This window comes from Sphingobium limneticum, assembly GCF_008710155.1.
Classification (GTDB): domain Bacteria; phylum Pseudomonadota; class Alphaproteobacteria; order Sphingomonadales; family Sphingomonadaceae; genus Sphingobium; species Sphingobium limneticum.
The window spans coordinates 134,612-155,649 of the sequence record NZ_VYPZ01000009.1 but is presented as its reverse complement, the minus strand read 5'-3'; the positions used below and the strand labels follow the sequence as shown (position 1 = coordinate 155,649).

Genomic DNA, 21,038 nt, shown 5'->3' with positions numbered 1-21,038 from the left:
CGTCTTTGCGCGCGGACGCGGCGGCTGGCAAGAGATCCTCCCATGTCCCGGGGATCATATCGGGACGTCTGGTGGTTGTGATCGAAAGATGAAGGAGACTGACGGATGATGCGCGCCCTTTCCCCGCTTTTGCTGCTGCCCGTGCTGCTGGCCGGTTGCGCCAAGAACGCCGACAATGAAGCGGTGGCCAACAACGCCGCCAATGTCGCGTCGGTCGAGACGTTCGACGAGAGCGACGCGGCCCCGATCGATAATCAGGCCAACGCCCAGAGCGCCGACGCCCGCCTGCCCACCGACGACTGGGTCGGAAAATGGACCGGGCCAGAAGGATTGTTCCTGGACATCCAGCCTTCGCCTGACGGAAAACCTGGCCATTATGCGCTGACCAACAAGGATAATCTGGACCGGCAGGGCGATTATCCGGGTGTCGCCGAAGGCACGACGATCCGCTTCGTGCGCGATGGCAAGGATCTGGCGATCCGGCCGGGCAATGGCGACGAGACGGGCTTCAAATATCTGGCCGGCAAGGATGACTGCCTGATCGTGGTGAAAGGGCAGGAGGGCTATTGCCGTTAGGAGCCGTCGCACAGGACAATATCCCCCCGTCATCCCGGCCCCTTCAACAGCCTCAGGACAGGCTTGATCCGGGATCTCGCTTACTTCTCTCCACCATTTGAACAAAAGCGGGACCCCGGCTCAAGGCCGGGGTGACGAAACATTCCCGGTTCAACCGCTCAACCCCTCCAGCGCGGAAAAGCGCTGCGACCAGAGCGCGCCATGGATCGCCATCCACTGGATCACCGGGCCAAGTCCCTTTACTCGCGCGGCATACCAGGTTTCGCGGCCGGCGCGGCGCGCGGTCACGAGGCCGGCCCGTTTGAGCTTGGCAAGGTGGCGGGACACCATCGGCTGCGATACGCCCGACACTTGGGTCAGCGCCTGAACATTCTGTTCCCCCTCCCGCACCAGCGTCTCCAGCAGGGCACGGCGGGTGCCGTCCGACAGCGCCTTGAACAGGGCATCGGTGGCGGCGTCGCGATCGGCGTTTCGTGATTCATGTGTCATCGTTAATTCATAATCATATGGTTATGAATATGTCCAGTTTTACGCGACGACTCGCCTATTTTCGGCGTTAACCAAAAAAAGTCAGGCGGGCAGCGGTGGAGAGTCTTTTACGCAACACCGCCTCATGTAGAGTCTGCGTCGAGTCGCACGACTCAATATCTTGTGGGTGCCTGCTTCGTTCTCATGGCCGTTAACTATTTTCTGAAGCCTGGCGCCTAAGCCGCTGATCTTGACGGCGGACTCCCGAGGACTCAGTGCTGGGCCTCAAGACGATATGGGGGCCAAGACTATGGGTGTAATGGAGCGCGTCGCAGCGCCGCGGCGGAAGAAGGCGGTTGCGTCCGTAGAGGTCGAAGCCGACCGCCTGCTGCGTGGCGATTGCATCTCGGAAATGGCCAAGCTGCCCGACAATTGCATCGACATGATCTTTGCCGATCCGCCCTATAATCTCCAGCTGGGCGGCGACCTGTTCCGGCCCGAAGGCGGCCGGGTGGACGCGGTCGACAATGATTGGGACAAGTTCGACACGCTGGGCAGCTACGACCGCTTCACCAAGGCGTGGCTGCGCGAGGCGCGCCGTATCCTGAAACCCAATGGCTCCATGTGGGTGATCGGCAGCTATCACAATATCTTCCGCGTCGGCACCGCGCTCCAGGACGAAGGCTTCTGGATTCTGAACGACATCATCTGGCGCAAGTCCAACCCCATGCCCAATTTCAAGGGCACGCGCTTCACCAATGCGCATGAAACGCTGATCTGGGCGAGCCAGGGTGAAGACGCCAAATATACGTTCAATTACAAGGCGATGAAGACGCTCAATGACGAGTTGCAGATGCGCTCCGACTGGGTGCTGCCGATTTGCGGCGGGCAGGAGCGGTTGAAGCGCAACGGGACGAAGGCGCATCCGACGCAAAAGCCCGAAGCGCTGCTCTATCGCGTGATGCTGGCCACCACCAAGCCGGGTGATGTGGTGCTCGATCCTTTCTTCGGCACCGGCACCACCGGCGCGGTCGCCAAGCGTCTGGGCCGCAAATGGATCGGCATCGAACGCGAGCCGGACTATATCGAAGTCGCGCTGGAACGCATTGAAGCCGCGCTGCCGCTGGACGAAAGCGCGCTCACCATCATGCAGACCGCGCGGCAGCAGCCCAAGGTCGCGTTCGGCACGCTGGTCGAGACGGGCTATCTGAACCCCGGCACGGTCCTGATGGACGCCAAGCGCCGCTGGCAGGCGGAGGTCCGCGCGGACGGATCGCTCAGCGTCGGTACGGACAGCGGCTCGATCCACAAGATGGGCGCCACATTGCAGGGCGCGCCCAGCTGCAACGGCTGGACCTTCTGGCATATCGAGGTGGACGGCAAGCTGGCCGCGATCGACACGCTGCGCCAGACCTATTTGCTGGCGAACGAGCCTTGATCTCAAACACCGTTCGCCCTGAGTAGTCCCTGAGCTTGTCGAAGGGGCATATCGAAGGGTAGGGCGATGCTTCGATATGGGGCTTCGACGTCGCTCAGCCCCTACTCAGCACGAACGGGTCTTGTCATGTCCACCTTGTTGCCCACCATCCCCTCTGACGCCCGCCTGTACCTCAAGCCCATATGGTTCGTGCCGACCCCCATCGGCCAGCCCGATGGTAGCACGGCGCGGATGGGCAATGGGCTGATCTGGTTTCAGGGCTATGAACTGAGCGCCTTCGATGGCGCGCGGCGGATCACGCGGGTAACGGTGCCGGTGGCCGATTTCGATGCGTCCATCGCCGCGCTGCCCGAACCGCTGGCGCAGCGGGCGCAGCAACTGGCGGCGAATATCTCGGCGCAGCGCGCGCCCTTGGTGCTGGGCGATCGCACGATCCGCTTCGACGCGCCGCAGGTGATGGCGATCCTGAACGTCACGCCCGACAGCTTCTCCGACGGCGGCAAACATGTGGGCGATCCGCAGGCGGCGGCCGATGTCGGCTTCGCCATGGCGGCGGCCGGCGCGGCGCTGATCGACGTGGGCGGGGAATCGACCCGACCCAAGGCGGCGAAGGTGTGGGAAGGCGACGAGATCGCCCGCATCGCCCCGGTGATCGAGCGGCTGGCGGCGGCGGGCGTCTCGGTGTCGGTCGACACGCGCAAGGCCGCGGTGATGGAGGCAGCACTGGCCGTCGGCGCAAGGATCATCAACGATGTCAGCGCTTTGGCACACGACCCGCGCAGCCTGGAGGTGGTGGCGACGGCCGGCTGCCCGGTCATCCTGATGCACGCCCCGTCGGCGGGCGACGATCCGCATGAGAATGCGGCGGGCTATGGCGATGTGGTTGCCGATGTGTTCGACCATCTGGAGGCGCGGATCGCGGCCTGCGAGGCCGCCGGTATCGCGCGGGCCAACATCATGGTCGATCCGGGCCTGGGCTTCGGCAAGAGCCTGGCGGACAATCTGGCTCTGGTGAACGGGCTGGCGACTTTTCAGGCGCTGGGCGTGCCGTTGCTGTTCGCGGGCAGCCGCAAGCGATTGATCGGCGCGCTGTCGAACGAGGCGCCCGCAGCGGATCGGCTGGGCGGATCGGTCGCGCTCGCCTTCCGCGCAGCACAGCACGGGGCGCAGATGGTGCGCGTGCATGACGTGAAGGAAAGCGTGCAGGCGCTGCACCTCTGGCGCGGCCTAGCCGATGCGGGACTGAGCGCGGTTTGAGGATTGGCTGATTTCGAGCAGAAGCGGATATAATAGCCCCTCCCTTTCAAGGGAGGGGTTGGGGTGGGTGCGAGCGAAGCGAGCTTCCAATCTATCGAGGTAAAGCGCCGCTAAAGCGCCGCTCCCCACCCCAACCCCTCCCCTGAAGGGGAGGGGCTTATGTCTCATTTCCACCCAAAGCTGTCCTACGCCGGCCCGGACTGCTATAGTCCGTCTCGCTCTATCGCCGCACCTCGTCCACGTAACAAAATGTCCAACTCTTGTTTCGATATGTCGAAATCAGTGGGCAATGTGGGAAGTTAAGCGGCGCATTTCCTATCCCGGCCGTCGCTGATCAGCCCAGCGCCAATCCATAAAAGCGGCTATCCACCGCCATCCGGAGAAAATGAGCCGGCAGATTTTCCGCCGCCACCAGTCCAAAGCCATTTTTCTCGTAAAATCGGTGCGCCGCCAGGAAGCGGTCGGTCGTGCCAAGCCATAGTTGACGGACGCCTCTGTCGCGCGCCTCCGCCTTCAGCCGGTCAAGCAAAGCCTGTGCCACCCCGGCGGTCCGCCCGCGATGGCTGGCGGCGACGAACATCTTGCGCAGCGCCGCCTGACCCGATCCGATATCCCTGAGCGCGATCGTGCCAACCAGCCCGCCGTCGGCCTGCGCGACCCAAAAGTCGCCGGTGCCGTTCTGATAAAAGGCCGGAATGTCGCTCAGGTCCGGCTGATCCTGCGCGGTGATGGCGATGCCATATTCGTCGCGCTGGATCGTCAGGATCAGGTCCAGCACCCCCGGCTGGTCGGCGGGGGTGAAGCGGCGGATCGTCAGGGTCAGTTGGCGGGTTTCTTCGCGGCCGGTGCGGCGGCATTGGCGGCGGGCGCCGAAGCCGCCGCTTCCGCCTCAGCCTTGGGCGCAAAGGCGCGCAGGCTGGCCAGCGTCTGCTCGGCAATGCCCTGATATTGTTCGCTCAGCATTTCGGGATAGACGAAGGTGGCGGTCACGATCGATCCGTCGGCCTGCTTGAGCAGGCGCAGCGCCACATTATTGCCTTCGCCGTCATTGGCGGTGCCGCGATATTCATTCTCGCCGATAAAGTCGCCATCGACCCCTTCCGCGCCGCTGCTGACCGCTTCGACAATCTGCTGGAGCGTCTGGTCATTGTCATTTTTCTGCCAGAAGACGCGGACGTCGGCGCCGGCACCCGGATCCTGATAGACGGCGCCGTCCGCGTTGCTGGCGTCCTTGTCGATGGTCCAGCCTTCGGGGAAGGTCACGGAAAAGCCGCGCGTCTGGTTCACATAATTGCGGTTTTCGACCTCGTCCGCCTGCGCATTGGCGATCGCATTGGCGGCGGCGGCATTGGCGGCGTTGGCCAGTTCCTCCTGGCTCGGCATGTCGGCGACCTTTTCGGTCCGGCCGCAACCGGCGAGCAGCACGAGGGGGATCAGGGCGGCGAGGGCTGGATTTTTCATGGGCCGATCCAAAGCATAGCCGCGCGGATAATTCAACGCCGCAAGCAGGCTGGCGGCGTCGATCCGTTATCTCCGTCCGTTCAGGCTGCCCGTTCAGGCCGCGCTATCGATGCCCAGTTCCGCCAGCTTGCGATACAGGGTGGAGCGACCGATGCCCAGCCGCCGGGCGACCTCCGTCATGCGGCCGCGATAATGGCCGATGGCCAGCCGAATGACGTCGGCCTCTATCTCTGCCAGCTGGCGGACATGGCCGTCCCCTTCGAACAGGGTGATGCCCGCGCCGTCGCGATGCGGCTGACCGGCGGCGCGCGGGCGCATCGGCACTATGCTGGCGCTGCCGGCCTGGATATGGGCGGCGATCTGCGGGAAATCCTGCGGCGTCAGCGCGTCGCCCTCGCACAACACGGCGGCGCGGAAGAGGGCGTTCTGCAACTGGCGGACATTGCCCGGCCAGCCATGCTGCATCAGCAGCGCCAGCGCATCGTCAGTGACGCCCAGGCCGCGCAGTCCCGGCTGAGTGGCGATGCGGGCGAGCAGATGGCGCGAGAGAGCCGGGATGTCGCCCATCCGCTCGCGCAGGGGCGGGACGGTCAACTGGACGACATTGAGGCGATAATAGAGATCTTCGCGGAAACGGCCGGCCTCGACCTCCTCGATCAGCCGCTTGTTGGTCGCGGCGATGACGCGGACGTCGACATGGGACGGGCGGCGGGCGCCGATCGGCTGGACTTCGCCATCCTGCAATACGCGCAGCAGCTTGACCTGCGCGTCCAGCGGCATCTCGCTGACTTCGTCCAGAAAGATGGTGCCCATGTCCGCGCTGGCGAACCGGCCGACATGGCGGTCGAACGCGCCGGTGAAGGCGCCGCGCTCATGGCCGAACAGTTCCGATTCGACCAGGTTCGCGGGAATGGCGCCGCAATTGACCGTGACCATCGCCTGTTTGTGGCGGGGTGAAGCGGCATGGATGGCGCGGGCGATCACATCCTTGCCGACGCCGCTTTCGCCCTCGATCAATACGGGCACGCGGGCGCGCGCCGCCTTGGCCGCGATGGCGAGCGCCGCGCGAAATTGCGGGGCGGAACCGACCACATCTTCGAACGAAAGGGGAGCGGTGATCTTTTCGGTGAGCGGGCGCAATTCGCCTGCCGCCGCACCTTCGGCTAGCGTCGCGTTCAAGGCGGCGAGCAGACGTTCGGGCGCGATCGGCTTGGACAGATAATCGGTCGCGCCCGCGCGCATCGCCTCCACGGCGACGGCGACGCTGTTATGCGCGGTCAGGATCAGGATGGGCAATGCCGGGCGGCGGGCGCGAATCTCGCGGATCAGGCCGGACGGTTCATAGTCCGGACTCCACTGGTCCAGGATGATCGCATCCAGCTGCATCCCGTCCTGCGTGCCCAGCGTGGCGATGGCGGTTTCGCCGTCGGCGGCAAAGATGGTGCGCCATCCTGCGCGCGCGCCCAGCGCCGAAACCAGCCGCCGTTGGGCCGGTTCGTCGTCGATCAGCATCAGCATCGGTACGCCGTCGCGCGTCATCAAACCCCTCATGTGCAAAGCTGGGCATGATGGTAAGCACAGGGAGTAAAAGCGGACTTAACCGCGTGGAATTTTCTTGGGGCTGCCGGGTTGAGGCCATGGCCCCCAAACGATAAGAGATGGGCACAATCATCGCGACAAGGGGACAGGATATGGCGTCGGAAGGCAATATGAAGGCCGCGAACCAGACTTATGGCAGCTTCATCGGTTTCGTGAAGTGGGGCACGATCGCCTCCGTCGCTCTTGCTGCGCTGGTCGTCCTGCTGATCGCCAGCTGATCCCCATAGCATTTCCTGGCCGGACGGAGGGGGCATGAACGGCGCCAGCCTGTTGCCCCTATTCCTGTTGGCCGTTGCGGGCGGTTTCATCGCCGCCCGGCCGGATGCCGATCCGGATCGCCCGCTCTGGCGCGCCGGGGTCGGCGCATTGCCGGCGATCATGCTGGTCGGCGCCGTGATCGCCGCGGCCGAATCTGGCAGCGCCAGCGCCCGCTATCTCGCCCTGTTCGCCGTCCTCATCGCCAGCGTGGCCGCCGTGCTGCTGGTTGGCGTGCCTGAGCGGCGCTGGCCGCCGGTCGCGCCGGTCGAGGATGACGCTGGCGAGGATGACGCATGAGCGCCGCATTCGACCCCTCCTGGCTGGGCGCGCGCATCGACGGGGTCGATCCTTCGCCGCTGGTGGCGGGCATGTGGCTCGTCGCCGCCGCGCTGCTGCTCTGCGGATTGTGGCTGCGGGCGCATCGCGTCGGCAATCGGCTTGCGCTGGCGGGCGGCATGCTGGCGGTGGGCGCCGCGCTGTATAGCCATGATGTCGTCAACCTGCCCGAAATCGCCAGCGCTCTGGCGATCGGCGGGAGCATCGGCCTGACGCTCGCACGGCGGTGCGCGGCGCATCGGCTGCCTTGGCTGCTGGTGGTGGCCTATGGCCTGCTGGGGCTGGCGGGGATGGCGACTAGTGTGGCCCTGTTCCTCAATCCCTTCGCCTTCGCGCTGGTGGATGGGCAGGGCCATGTCACGCCCGCCCATGGCGCGCTGTTGCTGGCGGGCGTTGCGATCGGCGGGCTGGTGGCGCTTGGCGCGCTGCTGATGCTGGTCCGGCGGACGCAGTCGGGCCTGGCGCTGGTCGGCAGCGGCGCGGGCTGGGTGGCGGCGGCGCTGGGGCTGGCGATGGGCAACAGCGCGCTGCTATTGGTCGGCGGGATGGCGGGCGCCGCCGGGCTGCGTCTGGGGTGGCGCGCGCGGGCCTTGGGACGGGCTGCGTAAAGAGCCTTGCCCAGCGGGGCGTGCTTCCCCTAACGCTTGGCTATCTGATCCCTTTCCTGCGCAGCGGAGACACGCATTGCACACACTCGGCCTGATCGGCGGCCTCAGCTGGACCTCCACCGCCCGCTATTATGCGATCATCAATCAGGCGGTGCACCGTGCGCTGGGCGGCCAGCATAGCGCGCCGCTGCTGATCGACAGCCTGGACTTCGCGTCCGTCGCGGGATGCCAGAGCGAGGCGGACTGGGACGCCGCCGCCGCCAAGCTGATCGCGTCGGCCCGCCGGCTGGAGCAGGCGGGCGCGGAAAGCCTGCTGATCTGCGCCAATTCCATGCACCGCGTCTATGACAAGGTGCAGGCGGAGGTCGGCATTCCCATCATCCATATCGCCGAAGTGGTGGGCGACCGGATGCAGGCCGACGGCGTGGAAAAGGCCGCGTTGATCGGCACGCGCAACGTGATGACCGAGAAATTCTACCGCCAGCGCCTCGTCGCGCATGGGGTGTCGCTGCTGCCGGCCGACATGGAGCTGGCCGAACGGATCGACAAGATCGTCTATGACGAACTGACGGTGGGCAAGGTCAGCAAGGAATCCGAACGCTATATGAAGTCGGAACTGACCGACATCGCGAAGGAAGATGTGCAGGCGGTGGTGCTGGCCTGCACCGAATTGGAGCTGATCGTGGACGTGAAGGCGAATGTCCTGCCGATCTACGACTGCACCGGCATCCACGCCAAGGCGGGGGTGGAATTTATATTGGGTTGAGGGGCCACGCCCGTTCGCTCGCTCTCCTGTCACGTTCCCCGGCCTTCGACCGCTGGTCGAAGTTTATCCTGAGCGCCTGCCTTGGCAGGCAGTCGAAGGGCCGGGGAACAATAGTTCAGAGCATCGGGCGTCAGTAAAAAGCGCCGCCCTTCACCCACCCGGTTCGTTGATCGCGATATCCATGTCGGCGAGCGCCAGGCGCAGCAGTTCGGCCATGGTCGCGCGCGCGGCGGCGGTGTCGCGGGCGGCGATCGCCTGAAACACGGCGCGATGGTCGGGCAGGGGGTCGCGCGGCATCAGCTTCTTGCGATGTTTGAACGTGGTGGTCCAGCTCACCGCCGCCCCGACCGAACTGGCCAGCGCCTCCAGCGCATCATTATGGGTGGCGGCCAGGACCGCGTGATGAAAACGCTGGTCGGCGGCGCGGCCGTCGGGCGTGGACAGGCCAAAGCGCCCCATTTCCGCCAGCGCCGCTTCCATCGTCGCCAGTTGTTCGTCGGTGCGGCGGCGCGCGGCAAATTCGGCCGCCGCCGGCTCGATCACGCCGCGCAGTTCGAACAGGTCGCGGATGAAGCCGGCATCCGGCTCGCCCGCAAACATCCACGCCAGCATTTCGGGGTCCAGCACGTTCCAGCGGCTGCGCGGAAGGACGCGGGTGCCGGCCTTGGGGCGGCTTTCCAGCATCCCCTTGGCGATCAGGATGCGCACCGCTTCGCGATAGGCGGTGCGGGACACGCCCAGGCGTTCCGACGCCTCGATCTCGCCTTCGAACAATTCGCCGGGGCGGTGCCGGCCGGTCAGGATGGCGGTGCCCAGGTCGCGGGCGATCGTCTGATGGATGCGCAGCACGCTTTCCTCCGATCCGATCTTGCGCCCGCTACCCAAATGCCCGCTCCTATGCTTTAGTCCTCGAACGCTGCCGTAGGGCAATGCCGTCCGCAAAGGAAGGCATCCGCCACCAGTCGCAGCGGCGCGGTGTCGGCGTCGATCGCCTTTTCCGCCACCAGCCCGACGAAACGCCGGTACATGGTCGGATATTCCTCGTCCGGCGCCTTCAACTGCACTTCGCCGTCCAGACGCAGGGTGTTGCCGCCTTCGGACAGGAGCAGGCTGCCCTTGTCGGTATCGACCGCGATATCCCATGTCTGCGGGCCGGTCTGGCGCCAGTCGAACACGGTGTCGATCGCCGCGCCCGACGCCGTCGCCATGGCCAGCGTCGCGCCGATCGGCGCCTGCTTGTTCGACGGGACTTCGAGCGAAGCCGACAGGACGGTGATCGGCTCACCGACGATTTCCGTCAGGATCGAGAGGGCATTGATGCCCGGATCGAACACGCCGAAGCCGCCCGCTTCCCAGATCCAGGGCTGGCCCGGATGCCAGTGACGGACATCCTCGCGCCACTGGATGTCGATCCGCTCGACCTTGCGTTCGGCCATCCACGCCTTGGCCTGCGCCACGGCGGCGGCATAGCGGCTGTGCCAGCTGGCATAGAGCGTGACGCCTTGGCGCTTGGCCAGCGCCGTCAATGCCTCCACTTCGGACACGGTCGCGCCCGGCGGCTTTTCCAGAAACACATGCTTGCCCGCCAGCAACGCCTGCCGGGCAGCATGATAGCGGACCTGCGGCGGCTGGCAGAGGATGACGGCATCGAGGTCGGGTTCGCCCGCCAGCATCGCGCCGAGGTCGGGGTAATTATTCACCCCTTCCCCCTGCGCGTTGCGGCTGGCGACGGCGACCAGTTCGATGCCGTCGATCTTTTCGATGGCGGGCAGGTGCTGATCGCGCGCGATCTTGCCGAGCCCTACCAGACCTGCCCTTATCGTCATGCAGCGACTTCCAGCTTGCCTTCGTGACGGCGCGTCAGACCCCAGGGATTCGCATCCTGAAGCGCGGCGGGCAGCAGCGCGTCAGGCACGTCCTGATAGCAGACGGGGCGCAGGAAGCGCATCATCGCCAGCGTACCGACCGAGGTCGAACGGCCGTCGGCGGTCGACGGGAAGGGACCGCCATGGACCATGGCATGGGTCACTTCGACGCCGGTGGGCCAGCCGTTGGTGAGGATGCGACCGACCTTGCGCGACAGGGTAGGCAGCAGCTTGGCGGCATCGGCTTCATCGCCTTCGCCGATGTGCAGCGTCGCGGTCAGCTGGCCTTCCAGACCGGCGATGGTCGCGATGACCTCTTCGATGCTGGAGCAGCGGATGAGGACCGACGACGAACCGAAGACTTCTTCAGCGATGACCGGGTTCGACTTGAAGGTCGCGCTGTCGGTCGAGAAGAAGGCGGCCTGGCCACGGTTGACGCCTTCGGGATCGGTGCCGCGGGCGACGGTGGTGACGCCATCGGCGCCGACGAGGGCGGCAACGCCCTTTTCATAGGCGTCGTGGATGCCCGGCGTCAGCATGACCTGCGGCGCAGCGCCCGACAGGGCGGTCGCGGCAGCAGCGACGAAGCTGTCGAGGTCCGGGCCATCCAGCGCGATGACCAGACCGGGGTTGGTGCAGAACTGGCCCGACCCCATGGTCAGCGAACCGACGAAAGCGGTGCCGAGCGCTTCGGCCTTGGCAGCCAGTGCGCCGGGCAGCAGCACGACCGGGTTGATCGACGACATTTCGGCATAGACCGGGATCGGTTCGGCGCGTTCGGCCGCGATCTTCATCAGCGCCGTGCCACCACCGCGCGAACCGGTGAAGCCGACGGCCTTGATGCGATGGTCGGCGACCAGCGAGGTGCCCAGCGCGCGGTTGGCGCCCGGCAGGTAGGAGAAGACGCCTTCATGCAGGCCAAGGCTCTTCACGGCAGCCTGAATGGCGCGGGCGACCAGCTCGCCGGTGCCGGGGTGGGCGCTGTGACCCTTGACCACGACGGGCGAACCGGCGGCGAAGGCCGATGCGGTGTCACCACCCGCCACCGAGAAGGCGAGCGGGAAGTTGGACGCACCGAAGACGGCGACGGGGCCGACCGAATGGTTGACGCGGCGCAGGTCGGCGCGCGGCAGAGGGGCGCGGTCCGGCAGTGCCTTGTCGATGGTGGCGTCCAGCCAGTCGCCCAGGCGCACATAGCTGGCGAACAGGCGCAGCTGGCCGACGGTGCGGCCACGCTCGCCTTCCAGACGGGCGCGCGGCAGGCCGGTTTCGGCCATGGCGGTTTCGATCAGCAGGTCGCCGACGGCCACGATATTGTCGGCCACGGTTTCCAGGAAAGTCGCGCGGGCATCCGGCGACAGGGTGGAGAAGCTTTCGAACGCGGCGTCGGCCAGCGCGCTGGCTTCTTCGACTTCGGCCGGCATGGCGCTGGAGAAGGCGACGTCGCCCTTTTCGCCGGTGGCCGGGTTGATGGCGTAGAAAGGCTCGCCGCCGGTGCGCTCGTTCGCGCCGATGAGGATGGCTCCGTTGAACATGGTCGTCTCCTGAAGGGGGTCGGAATGACTAGTCGATCATGCCGCAGGGATCTGACCCTTTTGCGGCATGGATGATGCTGAAATCGGAAACATGGGGGCGGCGCAGATGGCGAGCCGCCCCCATGGTTTCAAGGATCAAGGCCTCAAATAGAGGCCGGGATCAATGCCGGGATCAATGATTGTCGCGGGGCAGGCCCATGGTCTGGGCGATGCGCTGATATTTTTCTGCGCCTTCCAGGATGGCGCCGGTGTTCATCTGGCCCACGACCGAGCGCTGGATTTCCTGCCACGGCGTCTGCGAAGCGGGATATTTGAACCCGCCCTCGGCGACCAGCTTGGCGCGGCGCGCTTCCAGTTCCTCGTCGGAAATCAGAACGTTCACGACGCCAGCCTTCAGGTCCATGCGGACGCGGTCACCGGTTTCCAGCAATGCCAGGCCACCCATGGCCGCCGCTTCGGGCGAGGCGTTCAGGATCGACGGGCTGCCCGACGTGCCCGACTGACGGCCATCGCCGATGCAGGGGAGGGCGGACACGCCTTCGGTGATCAGATAGGCTGGCGGACGCATGTTCACGACTTCGGCCGCACCCGGATAACCGATCGGGCCAGCGCCGCGCATGAACATCAGCGTGTCGGCGGTGATGCCGACCGACGGATCGTCGATGCGGTGGTGATAATCTTCGGGGCCGTCGAACACGACGGCCGGGCCTTCGAAGGCTTCGGGATCGTCGGGGTTGGACAGGTAGCGCATGCGGAATTCTTCGCTGATGACGCTGGTCTTCATGACCGCTTCGTCGAACAGGTTGCCGGTCAGGACCAGGAAGCCCGCTTCGTCCTTCAGCGGTTGGTTGAACGGACGGATGACCTTTTCATCCTCAATCTCCACGCCCTTGCAATTTTCGCCCATGGTCTTGCCATTGACGGTCATCGCGCCTTCCTTGATCAGGCCCTGGTCGATCAACTGGCTGATGACGGCGGGCAGGCCGCCGGCGCGATAATAATCTTCGCCGAGATATTCGCCGGCCGGCTGCATGTTGACCAGCAGCGGCACCTTGTGACCGACCGTTTCCCAGTCCTTCAGCGGCAGTTCGACGCCCATGTGACGGGCGATCGCGGCCAGATGGATCGGCGCGTTGGTCGACCCGCCGATCGCCGAGTTGGCGACGATGGCGTTGTGGAAGGCGTCCAACGTCATGATCTCGGAGGGCTTCAAGTCCTCATGCACCATTTCCACGATGCGCTTGCCGGTCAGATAGGCGGCTTCCTGACGGTCGCGATAGGGCGCGGGAATCGCGGCGGTGCCGGGCAGCATCATGCCCAGCGCTTCGGCCAGCGCATTCATGGTGCTGGCGGTACCCATGGTGTTGCAGAAGCCGGTGGACGGCGCGGACGAGGCGACCAGCTTGATGAAGCCTTCATCGTCGATCTTGCCGGCGGCCAGCAGCTGGCGGCCATGCCATACGATCGTGCCCGAACCGGTCCGCTCGCCCTTGTGCCAACCGTTCAGCATCGGGCCGACCGACAGGGCGATGGCGGGGATGTTGACGGTGGCGGCAGCCATCAGCAGCGCCGGGGTGGTCTTGTCGCAGCCGCTGGTCAGGATCACGCCGTCGAGCGGATAGCCATACATGGCTTCGACCAGACCCAGATAGGCGAGGTTGCGGTCCAGGCCGGCGGTGGGGCGCTTGCCGGTTTCCTGAATCGGGTGGACCGGGAATTCCAGGGCGATGCCGCCCATTTCGCGAATGCCTTCGCGCATGCGTTCGGCCAGCACCAGATGGTGGCGGTTGCAGGGCGACAGGTCGCTGCCGGTCTGAGCGATGCCGATGATAGGCTTGCCACTGCGCAGTTCTTCCAGAGACAGGCCGAAATTGAGGTACCGCTCCAGATAGAGCGAGGTCATGTCGATATTGTCTGGGTTGTCGAACCAGGCGCGGCTGCGCAGCTTCGGGGCAGTCTTGGGCGAATCGCTCATCGGGGGCATCCTGACGCAAAAATTGGGCATGGCGCGTTGACGCGCTCACCCTCCTGATATACTCAGACAAATAGAATTTCAAGCACCCGAAGTGGGGTAATGTGAGCGCTAACATAAATAAAGTCGGCAGAGGGGCGCGATGACCCGCTTTGCGGTGATCGGCGATTGGGGGACCAGCCGGCTGCGGCTGTTCCGGATCGAGCAGGAGGCCATCGTCGCCCGTCGCGACGGGCCGGGTATCGGCGCGGTGGGACGGGCCGCAGAGGCCGCCTTTGCCGACACGATCGCGCCCTGGCTGGACGATGGTACACCGGAATCGATTACGCTTTGCGGCATGGTCGGCGCGCGCGACGGCTGGGTCGAGGCGCCCTATGCCGACTGCCCGGCCGACGCGGCGACATGGCGGCAGACGGCGGTGCGGTTCGATTGGCGCGGCGCGCCGCTTGCCATCATGGCCGGTTTGGCCTGCGAAGGTGAGGACGGTATCCCCGACGTGATGCGGGGCGAAGAAACGCAGATTTTCGGCGCGCTGGCGCTCGATCCGGCGCTTGCCACGGGTCGGCACCTGATCGTGCTGCCCGGCACGCACAATAAATGGTCGCTGGTCGAGGACGGCCGGATCATCTCGTTCCGCACCATGCCGACCGGCGAGCTGTTCGCGCTGCTGCGCGATCAGTCGACGCTGGGGCCGAAAGTCGAGCCGACCGATCCGGCTGAAGAAGCCGCCGGTTTCGCCGAAGGGCTGGAGCGCGCGGGCGACGCGAAGCTGTTGCAGTCGTTGTTCGCGGCGCGGGCGATGCGGCTGCGCAGCGGTCGGTCGGGCGACTGGGCGCTGGGCTATCTGTCCGGCCTGCTGATCGGCTGCGAGATTGCGGAGATCATGACGACGCTGAGCGGCGCGGACGGCGTCGTGCTGATCGGCGACAAGCGCCTGTCGGCTCGCTATGCGCAGGCGCTCGACGCACGGGAGATCATGTCCCGTGCGTTGGATGGTGACGGCTGCGCGCTTGCGGGCCTCGGTTTTACGGGAGAATTGACGGCATGACCCTGGACGAATTGCTGGCCGACGGCGCGCCGCCGGTCTGCGCCATCCTGCGCGGCATCAAGCCGGAAGAGGCGATCGACGTCAGCGCGGCTCTGGTCGAAGCGGGCATCCGCATCCTGGAAGTGCCGTTCAATTCGCCCGAACCGTTGAAGAGCATCGCGGCGATGCAGGATGCGTTCGGCGACCGTGCGCTGATCGGCGGCGGCACGGTGCTGAGCGTCGAGGCGGTCGAGCAGCTGCATGGCGCGGGCGGGCGCATCATGGTGACGCCCAACACCAATCCCGCCGTCATCGCGCGCGGCGCCGAGCTGGGGCTGGAATTACTGCCCGGTTTCATGACGCCGAGCGAGGCCTTCGCCGCGATCGCGGCGGGCGCGAAGCGGATCAAGCTGTTCCCGGCCGCACAGCTGGGCGCGGCTTATGTGAAGGCGGTGAAGGACGTGCTGCCCAAACATGTCGGCGTCTGGGCCGTGGGCGGCACCGGCGCGGATACGATCGGCCAGTGGCTGGCGGGCGGATGCGAAGGCATCGGCGTTGGCGGCGCGCTCTACAAGCCGGGCGATGACGCGGCGACGGTGGGTCAGCGCGGGCGCGACCTGGTGGCGGCATGGAAAGCTGCGGTCGCCTGAATTTTCAGGCGACCCCTTCGGCCCGCTCCTCGGTTCGGTCCAGCACTTCGCGGATCTTCGCGGCCAGATCGGTATAGCCGAAGGGTTTGGTGAGCAGGTCCACGCCCGCGTCCAGCCGTCCATGATGGACGATGGCGTCGCGGGCATAGCCGGTGGTGAACAGGATTTTGAGGTCGGGCCAGCGGATCCGGGCTGCGCGCGCCAGATCCGCACCGGTCATCCCGCCGGGCAGCACCACGTCGGTGAAGAGCAGGTCCGCCCGACCGTTCGCCATGTCCAGCGCCTCCAGCGCGGCAGGGCCGTCAGCGGCAGTGATCACGTCATAGCCAAGGTCGCGCAGCACTTCGAGCGAATAGGCGCGGACATTGTCGTCATCCTCGCACAGCAGGATCGTCTCGCCGCCGCCGATGGGCCTGGCTACTGAAACGTCCTGCGCGTCATTGGCCGCGACGCTGCCATGATGGCGGGGGAGGTAGAGCCGTACGCCGGTGCCCCGGCCCGGCTGCGACTGGACGCGCATATGGCCGCCCGACTGTTTGATGAAGCCATAGACCATCGACAGGCCAAGGCCGGTGCCGCGCCCAACCTCCTTGGTGGTGAAGAAGGGTTCGATCGCCTGCGCCAGCGTGTCCGCATCCATGCCTTCGCCCGTATCCGACACGCAGATCACCACATAGGCGCCCGGCGTCAGGTCGCCGTCCTGCGTGGCCTGATCGGCGTCGATGACCCGATTGGCGACCTCGATCGTCAGCTGGCCGCCCGAAGGCATGGCATCGCGCGCATTGACCGCCAGGTTGAGCAGCGCATTTTCCATCTGGTTGATATCGACTTCGATCGGCCAGCTTTGCGGCGTTTCGATCGTCGCCACACGGATCGTCTCGCCCAGCGTCCGGTGCAGCATGTCGGTCATGCCGGCAACCAGCTGGTTGGGATCGACCGGGCGCGGGTCGAGCGGCTGGCGGCGAGAGAAGGCCAGCAACCTCTGCGTCAAAATCGTTGCCCGTTCCGCGCCGGCGGCGGCGCGCATCGTCATGTTGCGCAGGCGCGTGGCGTCGGCGGGCAGGGCGCGTTGCAACAGCTCCAGATTGCCGGTCACGATCTGGAGCAGGTTGTTGAAATCATGCGCCACGCCGCCAGTCAGCTGACCCAGCGTTTCCATCTTCTGCGCCTGCCGCAGCGCCGCTTCGGTATCGGCCAGCGCGAGCGCATGGGCGCGTTGTTCCGTAACGTCGCGGGCGACGCAATAGATGATGTCGCCCTCCGGCACGGCGGTCCAGCTGAAGGTGCGATAGCGGCCGTCTTTCGCCCGGAAACGGTTGTCGAAGCGCATCACCGTTTCGCCATGGGCCAGATCGTCGATGCGATCGCGTGTGGCGGCGACATCGTCGGGATGCTCCATCCACTGGGATGTGCGGCCGATCAGTTCCTCCTCGGTCCAGCCCAATATATCGGTCCAGCTTGGGCTGGCGGCAACCCAGACGCCCGCAGTGTCGGCGATCAGGAAAGGGTCGCGCGCCAATGCCCATAGACGATTGCGGTCGGCCAGCATCGCCCGCTCCGCCAGCACCCGCTGGGTGGTTTCGCTGACGATGCACAGCACGCCGCCGATCGACCCGTCGCCTTCGAACACGGGGGAATAGCTGATGTCGAAATAGACATGTTCGCCCCGGCCGCCGTCGCGTTCGATATAGAAGGGGCGGTCCTTGGCATGGACGGTTTCGCCATCTTCATAGACGGTGCGCAGCAGCGGGCCGAGATCGTCCCACAATTCCGCCCAGCCTTCGCCGGCGGGACGGCCCAGCGCATGGGGGTGCTTGTCACCGATCGTGGGGACATAGGTTTCGTTGTAGAGCGCGCAATATTGCGGCCCCCAGAACAGCACGATCTCCGCCTTGGACGACAGCATCAGGCGGACCGTCGATACCAGGGCAGGGGACCAGCCATCCACCGGGCCAAGCGGGGAACGGCCGTCCAGTGCGGCGGTAAGAGCGCCGACCGGTCCCTGCGCAGCGATCATCGCGGCTATGCCGGTCGGTGCGGCGGTCATGGAAAATCCCTGCATTGAAACCAGTTGTTTTGATACGCCCGTGGCGCGATTTGTTTCCCCAATTGCCAGTCCCTGGGGTAATTTGTCCATGCCCCATCTGCGCCGTCACGGCTTGAAAAGGGACCGGCATGGGCGCATGGACCGGGTCATGACAGCGTCCGCTTCGTTCCGCGCTCCGCGCCCCGCCGCCATTGCCCGCTGGTTGTTGATCGTGGCGTTTCTGGTCTTCTGCATGGTGGTGGTGGGCGGTATTACGCGGCTCACCGAATCCGGGCTTTCCATCACCCAGTGGAAACCGATCACCGGCGCCATTCCGCCGCTGACCCACGATCAGTGGATGGAGGCATTCCGCCTCTATCAGCAGATCCCCGAATATCAGCAATTGCGCCAGGGCATGACCCTGTCGGATTTTCAGTTCATCTTCTTCTGGGAATGGCTGCATCGCCTGCTCGGCCGATTGATCGGCGTGGCCTTTGCGTTGCCGCTCATCTGGTTTGCGGTGCGGCGCGCGATCCCGGCAGGCTATGGTCCCCGCTTGATCGCGCTGCTGGCGCTCGGCGGATTGCAGGGCGCGATAGGCTGGTGGATGGTGAAGTCGGGCCTGTCGGTGCGCACGGACGTCAGCCATTATCGGCTGGCCGTCCATCTGCTGACGGCGTTGTTCATCATCGGCGGCCTGATCTGGACGGCGCTGGATCTGCGCGCGCTGGCGCGTTCCGGCACGGCGCGGCCGGCGGTGTTGCGGCCCTTCGCGCTGGCGGTGCTGCTGGTCCTTCTGGTCCAGCTGATGCTGGGCGCTTTCACCGCCGGGCTGGATGCCGGCTATGTGTCCAACACCTGGCCGCTGATGAACGATCATCTGGTGCCGGAGGGGATCAGTTGGATGGGGTCATATTGGGCCACCGTGTCAAGCGATCCCTATCTCGTCCATTTCCTGCATCGCTGGTGGGCCTGGGTCGCGGCCGTGATGCTGATCCTGCTGGCGCGGCGGGCAAAGAGGGCGGGGCAGCGCGGCGCGTCGATCGCCATCAACGCCGCGCTGGGGGCGCAGATATTGCTCGGCATCGCCACCGTCATCAGCGGTATCGCCCTGCCGCTGGCGGTGCTGCACCAGGCCGTCGGTGCGCTGGTCGTGGCTGCCGCTGCCTGGGGCGCGCATGCCGTGGGCGCGCGCCGTTGAGGATGCCGCTGGCCATGATGGCGATCGCGCTGGCGCAGCCGGTCGCGGCACAGACCATCGCCATCCCCTTTGCGCCGCCGACCGACCGGGCATTGACCTATCGCATCGAGCAGCATCGTCCGGTGGCGGGCAAGGTCAGCGCCTTCACCGCCACGCGCGATCTGCGGTTCGAGCGGGCGGGGGAGGGTTATGCCCTTACCGTCACGCTGCGCGCGATCGACACGGATGCGCCGACATCGGGCGCCGAGTCCTATCGCGCGGCGCTCGGGCCATTGGTCGGGATCGCCATGCGCTTCCGGCTGGATGGGCGGGGCAAGGTCGTGGCGCTCGATGATGAAGAGGCGATCTGGGCCAAGGTGCGGGCCGGTGTCGATGCGTTGGCGACCGGATCGGACGGCGAGCGTCAACGGTCGGCGCAGAAGATTCTTGCCCTGTTCGACAGCCTGTCGGTCGAGGGGCGCCTGTCCCTGCTGGCGGGCGAACTGCAACCATTGTTTCTCTTCGCCGGCAGCGACGTCGCAGGTGGCGCAGGGCGGGGATTGCGCAGCGTGGCGGGATCGCCGCTCGTCCGTCCGGTGCCGGTGGAAGGCGCGTTGACGCTGGCCGGGCAAGATGGCGACATGCTGGATCTGGACGAAAAGCTGGCCGGGGACGGCGTGCAGGTTTCGATCAAATATCGCCTGTCGCGGGTCACGGGCCTGGTCGAAAGCCAGGAGCGAAGCCTGATCGCTGGCGGACAGCCTCTGGTCGAAAGCCGGACCCTCACACCGGCCGAATAGGCGATGGTATTATTTTACCCGTCGTGAAACGCCCCGAATCTCTTGACTTCCCGCGCCACTCCCGTCATTAGCGCCCCACTTCCGGGTGCCGGCAACGGCGCCCGGTTTCATTTTTCATCTGGAGTATTGGCACCATGAAGGCGCTGATGAAGACCACCAAGCCGGCGACCCCGGCAACGGTCGAAAAGAAGTGGATCCTGATCGACGCCGAAGGCGCCGTTGTGGGCCGTCTCGCATCGACCGTCGCGAATATCCTGCGCGGCAAGCACAAGACCAGCTTCACGCCCCACGTCGATTGCGGTGACAATGTCATCATCATCAACGCCGGCAAGGTGAAGTTCACCGGTCGCAAGCTGACCGACAAGGTTTACTACAAGCACACCGGTTATGCCGGCGGCATCAAGGAAACCACCCCCCAGAAGATTCTGGAAGGTCGTTTCCCCGAGCGCGTCCTGGAAAAGGCCGTCGAGCGTATGATCCCCCGTGGTCCGCTGGGTCGTCAGCAGATGCGCAACCTGCGCATCTTCGCCGGTGCCGAGCATGCTCATGAAGCCCAGAACCCCGAAGTGCTCGATTTCGTGTCGCGCAACCGCAAGAACAAGGTGGGTGCATAATGTCCGATAACCGCCAGTCCCTGTCCGACCTCGCGGCCCTCGCCGCGAACGCCCCCGTCGCTGCTGCGCCTGTCGCCGCCGATGCCGTGGAAGGTGAAGCACCCGTCGTCTCCGCTCCGGTTCAGCCTTCGGCTCCGCTGCGCGATCAGGAAATCGACAGCCTCGGCCGCGCCTATGCCACCGGCCGTCGTAAGGACGCCGTTGCCCGCGTGTGGGTCAAGCCCGGCACCGGCAAGATCACGGTCAACGGCCGTGACCAGGAAGTCTATTTCGCTCGTCCGACCCTGCGCCTGGTGATCAACCAGCCGTTCGGCGTCACCGAGCGTGAAGGCCAGTATGACGTGATCGCTACCGTCAAGGGCGGCGGTCTGTCGGGTCAGGCCGGCGCCGTGAAGCACGGTATCGCCCAGGCTCTGTCGAAGTATGAACCGGCGCTGCGCAGCGCGGTCAAGGCCGAAGGCTTCCTGACCCGCGACAGCCGCGTCGTCGAGCGTAAGAAGTACGGTAAGGCGAAGGCCCGTCGTAGCTTCCAGTTCTCGAAGCGCTAAGTTTCTTCGATACCATCGAAACAGAGAAGGGGCCGGTTTCCGGCCCCTTTTTTG

The 21,038-nt window shown here is 65.7% G+C and carries 22 protein-coding genes; 13 read left to right on the top strand and 9 right to left on the bottom strand.

Annotation, left to right across the window (positions count from 1 at the left end; all coding sequences use genetic code 11):
* Positions 1-105: 105 nt before the first annotated feature.
* On the top strand, positions 106-576 hold the full coding sequence (locus F4U94_RS13310; RefSeq protein WP_120250706.1) for a hypothetical protein: 471 nt from the start codon (positions 106-108) through the stop codon (positions 574-576).
* Between the two features lie 150 nt (positions 577-726).
* Here F4U94_RS13310 and F4U94_RS13305 read toward each other — a convergent pair whose 3' ends face one another.
* On the bottom strand, positions 727-1,065 hold the full coding sequence (locus F4U94_RS13305; protein WP_120250705.1) for an ArsR/SmtB family transcription factor: 339 nt from the start codon (positions 1,063-1,065) through the stop codon (positions 727-729).
* Between the two features lie 289 nt (positions 1,066-1,354).
* On the opposite strand from F4U94_RS13305, the gene F4U94_RS13300 reads away from it, so the two are divergent.
* Together F4U94_RS13300 and folP are read left to right on the top strand one after the other, a co-directional pair.
* Positions 1,355-2,482: a site-specific DNA-methyltransferase gene (locus F4U94_RS13300; protein WP_120250704.1), complete on the top strand. Its 1,128-nt coding sequence runs from the start codon at positions 1,355-1,357 to the stop codon at positions 2,480-2,482.
* 126 nt (positions 2,483-2,608) lie between these two features.
* Positions 2,609-3,739, top strand: a complete 1,131-nt coding sequence (gene folP, locus F4U94_RS13295; protein ID WP_172598774.1) for a dihydropteroate synthase — start codon at positions 2,609-2,611, stop codon at positions 3,737-3,739.
* A 334-nt stretch (positions 3,740-4,073) separates the two neighbouring features.
* Here the strand turns inward: folP and F4U94_RS13290 are convergent, their stop codons facing one another.
* From F4U94_RS13290 to F4U94_RS13280, 3 genes are all read right to left on the bottom strand, one after another.
* Entirely contained in the window at positions 4,074-4,517 is a 444-nt protein-coding gene (locus tag F4U94_RS13290) for a GNAT family N-acetyltransferase (protein ID WP_232015721.1), read from the bottom strand.
* A gap of 41 nt (positions 4,518-4,558) precedes the next feature.
* A complete protein-coding gene (locus F4U94_RS13285; RefSeq protein ID WP_120252146.1) occupies positions 4,559-5,200 on the bottom strand; it encodes a hypothetical protein in 642 nt (213 codons plus the stop codon).
* A gap of 93 nt (positions 5,201-5,293) precedes the next feature.
* Positions 5,294-6,739, bottom strand: coding sequence for a sigma-54-dependent transcriptional regulator (locus tag F4U94_RS13280; protein ID WP_120250702.1), 1,446 nt, complete (start codon positions 6,737-6,739; stop codon positions 5,294-5,296).
* A 119-nt stretch (positions 6,740-6,858) separates the two neighbouring features.
* On the opposite strand from F4U94_RS13280, the gene F4U94_RS13275 reads away from it, so the two are divergent.
* The 4 genes from F4U94_RS13275 (at position 6,859) to F4U94_RS13260 (ending at position 8,767) form a co-directional block, all read left to right on the top strand.
* Entirely contained in the window at positions 6,859-7,017 is a 159-nt protein-coding gene (locus F4U94_RS13275) for an aa3-type cytochrome c oxidase subunit IV (protein WP_120250701.1), read from the top strand.
* A gap of 34 nt (positions 7,018-7,051) precedes the next feature.
* Complete coding sequence (locus F4U94_RS13270; RefSeq protein WP_120250700.1) at positions 7,052-7,354, top strand: hypothetical protein; 303 nt, start codon at positions 7,052-7,054, stop codon at positions 7,352-7,354.
* A complete protein-coding gene (locus tag F4U94_RS13265; RefSeq protein ID WP_120250699.1) occupies positions 7,351-8,001 on the top strand; it encodes a Re/Si-specific NAD(P)(+) transhydrogenase subunit beta in 651 nt (216 codons plus the stop codon). The genes F4U94_RS13270 and F4U94_RS13265 overlap by 4 nt, the downstream gene beginning before the upstream one ends.
* Before the next feature lie 76 nt (positions 8,002-8,077).
* The gene (locus F4U94_RS13260; RefSeq protein ID WP_120250698.1) at positions 8,078-8,767 is read left to right on the top strand and encodes an aspartate/glutamate racemase family protein; all 690 of its coding nucleotides are present in this window, start codon (positions 8,078-8,080) and stop codon (positions 8,765-8,767) included.
* A gap of 150 nt (positions 8,768-8,917) precedes the next feature.
* On the opposite strand, the gene F4U94_RS13255 is transcribed toward F4U94_RS13260, so the two are convergent.
* From F4U94_RS13255 to F4U94_RS13240, 4 genes are all read right to left on the bottom strand, one after another.
* Positions 8,918-9,652 (bottom strand): FadR/GntR family transcriptional regulator, encoded by a 735-nt coding sequence (locus F4U94_RS13255; protein WP_120250697.1) that lies wholly within the window; start codon positions 9,650-9,652, stop codon positions 8,918-8,920.
* Positions 9,653-9,669: 17 nt separating this feature from the next.
* The gene (locus tag F4U94_RS13250) at positions 9,670-10,593 is read right to left on the bottom strand and encodes a Gfo/Idh/MocA family protein (RefSeq protein WP_120250696.1); all 924 of its coding nucleotides are present in this window, start codon (positions 10,591-10,593) and stop codon (positions 9,670-9,672) included.
* Positions 10,590-12,167 (bottom strand): aldehyde dehydrogenase (NADP(+)), encoded by a 1,578-nt coding sequence (locus tag F4U94_RS13245; RefSeq protein ID WP_120250695.1) that lies wholly within the window; start codon positions 12,165-12,167, stop codon positions 10,590-10,592. The genes F4U94_RS13250 and F4U94_RS13245 overlap by 4 nt, the downstream gene beginning before the upstream one ends.
* Before the next feature lie 172 nt (positions 12,168-12,339).
* Entirely contained in the window at positions 12,340-14,142 is a 1,803-nt protein-coding gene (locus tag F4U94_RS13240; protein ID WP_120250694.1) for an IlvD/Edd family dehydratase, read from the bottom strand.
* 139 nt (positions 14,143-14,281) lie between these two features.
* On the opposite strand from F4U94_RS13240, the gene F4U94_RS13235 reads away from it, so the two are divergent.
* Together F4U94_RS13235 and F4U94_RS13230 are read left to right on the top strand one after the other, a co-directional pair.
* Complete coding sequence (locus F4U94_RS13235) at positions 14,282-15,187, top strand: 2-dehydro-3-deoxygalactonokinase (protein WP_120250693.1); 906 nt, start codon at positions 14,282-14,284, stop codon at positions 15,185-15,187.
* Positions 15,184-15,816: a 2-dehydro-3-deoxy-6-phosphogalactonate aldolase gene (locus F4U94_RS13230; RefSeq protein WP_120250692.1), complete on the top strand. Its 633-nt coding sequence runs from the start codon at positions 15,184-15,186 to the stop codon at positions 15,814-15,816. The genes F4U94_RS13235 and F4U94_RS13230 overlap by 4 nt, the downstream gene beginning before the upstream one ends.
* A 4-nt stretch (positions 15,817-15,820) precedes the next feature.
* Here F4U94_RS13230 and F4U94_RS13225 read toward each other — a convergent pair whose 3' ends face one another.
* Positions 15,821-17,863, bottom strand: coding sequence for a PAS domain-containing sensor histidine kinase (locus F4U94_RS13225; protein ID WP_120252145.1), 2,043 nt, complete (start codon positions 17,861-17,863; stop codon positions 15,821-15,823).
* Positions 17,864-18,011: 148 nt separating this feature from the next.
* Between F4U94_RS13225 and F4U94_RS13220 the strand changes: the two genes are divergently transcribed.
* The 4 genes from F4U94_RS13220 (at position 18,012) to rpsI (ending at position 20,984) form a co-directional block, all read left to right on the top strand.
* The gene (locus tag F4U94_RS13220; RefSeq protein WP_120252144.1) at positions 18,012-19,043 is read left to right on the top strand and encodes a COX15/CtaA family protein; all 1,032 of its coding nucleotides are present in this window, start codon (positions 18,012-18,014) and stop codon (positions 19,041-19,043) included.
* Between the two features lie 14 nt (positions 19,044-19,057).
* On the top strand, positions 19,058-19,822 hold the full coding sequence (locus F4U94_RS13215) for a hypothetical protein (RefSeq protein WP_232015720.1): 765 nt from the start codon (positions 19,058-19,060) through the stop codon (positions 19,820-19,822).
* A gap of 134 nt (positions 19,823-19,956) precedes the next feature.
* A complete protein-coding gene (gene rplM / locus F4U94_RS13210) occupies positions 19,957-20,436 on the top strand; it encodes a 50S ribosomal protein L13 (RefSeq protein ID WP_082462630.1) in 480 nt (159 codons plus the stop codon).
* A complete protein-coding gene (gene rpsI / locus F4U94_RS13205; RefSeq protein WP_120250690.1) occupies positions 20,436-20,984 on the top strand; it encodes a 30S ribosomal protein S9 in 549 nt (182 codons plus the stop codon). The genes rplM and rpsI overlap by 1 nt, the downstream gene beginning before the upstream one ends.
* Positions 20,985-21,038 lie beyond the last annotated feature (54 nt).

What these genes read in the sequence shown, in the direction of transcription:
- F4U94_RS13310 (WP_120250706.1), top strand. Translation starts at nt 106, where the DNA reads ATGATGCGCGCCCTTTCCCCGCTTTTGCTGCTGCCCGTGCTGCTGGCC.
- F4U94_RS13305 (WP_120250705.1), bottom strand. Translation starts at nt 1,065, where the DNA reads ATGACACATGAATCACGAAACGCCGATCGCGACGCCGCCACCGATGCC.
- folP (WP_172598774.1), top strand. Translation starts at nt 2,609, where the DNA reads ATGTCCACCTTGTTGCCCACCATCCCCTCTGACGCCCGCCTGTACCTC.
- F4U94_RS13220 (WP_120252144.1), top strand. Translation starts at nt 18,012, where the DNA reads ATGACAGCGTCCGCTTCGTTCCGCGCTCCGCGCCCCGCCGCCATTGCC.
- rplM (WP_082462630.1), top strand. Translation starts at nt 19,957, where the DNA reads ATGAAGGCGCTGATGAAGACCACCAAGCCGGCGACCCCGGCAACGGTC.
- F4U94_RS13250 (WP_120250696.1), bottom strand. Translation starts at nt 10,593, where the DNA reads ATGACGATAAGGGCAGGTCTGGTAGGGCTCGGCAAGATCGCGCGCGAT.
- F4U94_RS13245 (WP_120250695.1), bottom strand. Translation starts at nt 12,167, where the DNA reads ATGTTCAACGGAGCCATCCTCATCGGCGCGAACGAGCGCACCGGCGGC.
- F4U94_RS13285 (WP_120252146.1), bottom strand. Translation starts at nt 5,200, where the DNA reads ATGAAAAATCCAGCCCTCGCCGCCCTGATCCCCCTCGTGCTGCTCGCC.
- F4U94_RS13265 (WP_120250699.1), top strand. Translation starts at nt 7,351, where the DNA reads ATGAGCGCCGCATTCGACCCCTCCTGGCTGGGCGCGCGCATCGACGGG.
- F4U94_RS13280 (WP_120250702.1), bottom strand. Translation starts at nt 6,739, where the DNA reads ATGACGCGCGACGGCGTACCGATGCTGATGCTGATCGACGACGAACCG.
- F4U94_RS13215 (WP_232015720.1), top strand. Translation starts at nt 19,058, where the DNA reads ATGATGGCGATCGCGCTGGCGCAGCCGGTCGCGGCACAGACCATCGCC.
- F4U94_RS13240 (WP_120250694.1), bottom strand. Translation starts at nt 14,142, where the DNA reads ATGAGCGATTCGCCCAAGACTGCCCCGAAGCTGCGCAGCCGCGCCTGG.
- F4U94_RS13300 (WP_120250704.1), top strand. Translation starts at nt 1,355, where the DNA reads ATGGGTGTAATGGAGCGCGTCGCAGCGCCGCGGCGGAAGAAGGCGGTT.
- F4U94_RS13230 (WP_120250692.1), top strand. Translation starts at nt 15,184, where the DNA reads ATGACCCTGGACGAATTGCTGGCCGACGGCGCGCCGCCGGTCTGCGCC.
- F4U94_RS13270 (WP_120250700.1), top strand. Translation starts at nt 7,052, where the DNA reads ATGAACGGCGCCAGCCTGTTGCCCCTATTCCTGTTGGCCGTTGCGGGC.
- F4U94_RS13275 (WP_120250701.1), top strand. Translation starts at nt 6,859, where the DNA reads ATGGGCACAATCATCGCGACAAGGGGACAGGATATGGCGTCGGAAGGC.
- F4U94_RS13235 (WP_120250693.1), top strand. Translation starts at nt 14,282, where the DNA reads ATGACCCGCTTTGCGGTGATCGGCGATTGGGGGACCAGCCGGCTGCGG.
- F4U94_RS13225 (WP_120252145.1), bottom strand. Translation starts at nt 17,863, where the DNA reads ATGACCGCCGCACCGACCGGCATAGCCGCGATGATCGCTGCGCAGGGA.
- rpsI (WP_120250690.1), top strand. Translation starts at nt 20,436, where the DNA reads ATGTCCGATAACCGCCAGTCCCTGTCCGACCTCGCGGCCCTCGCCGCG.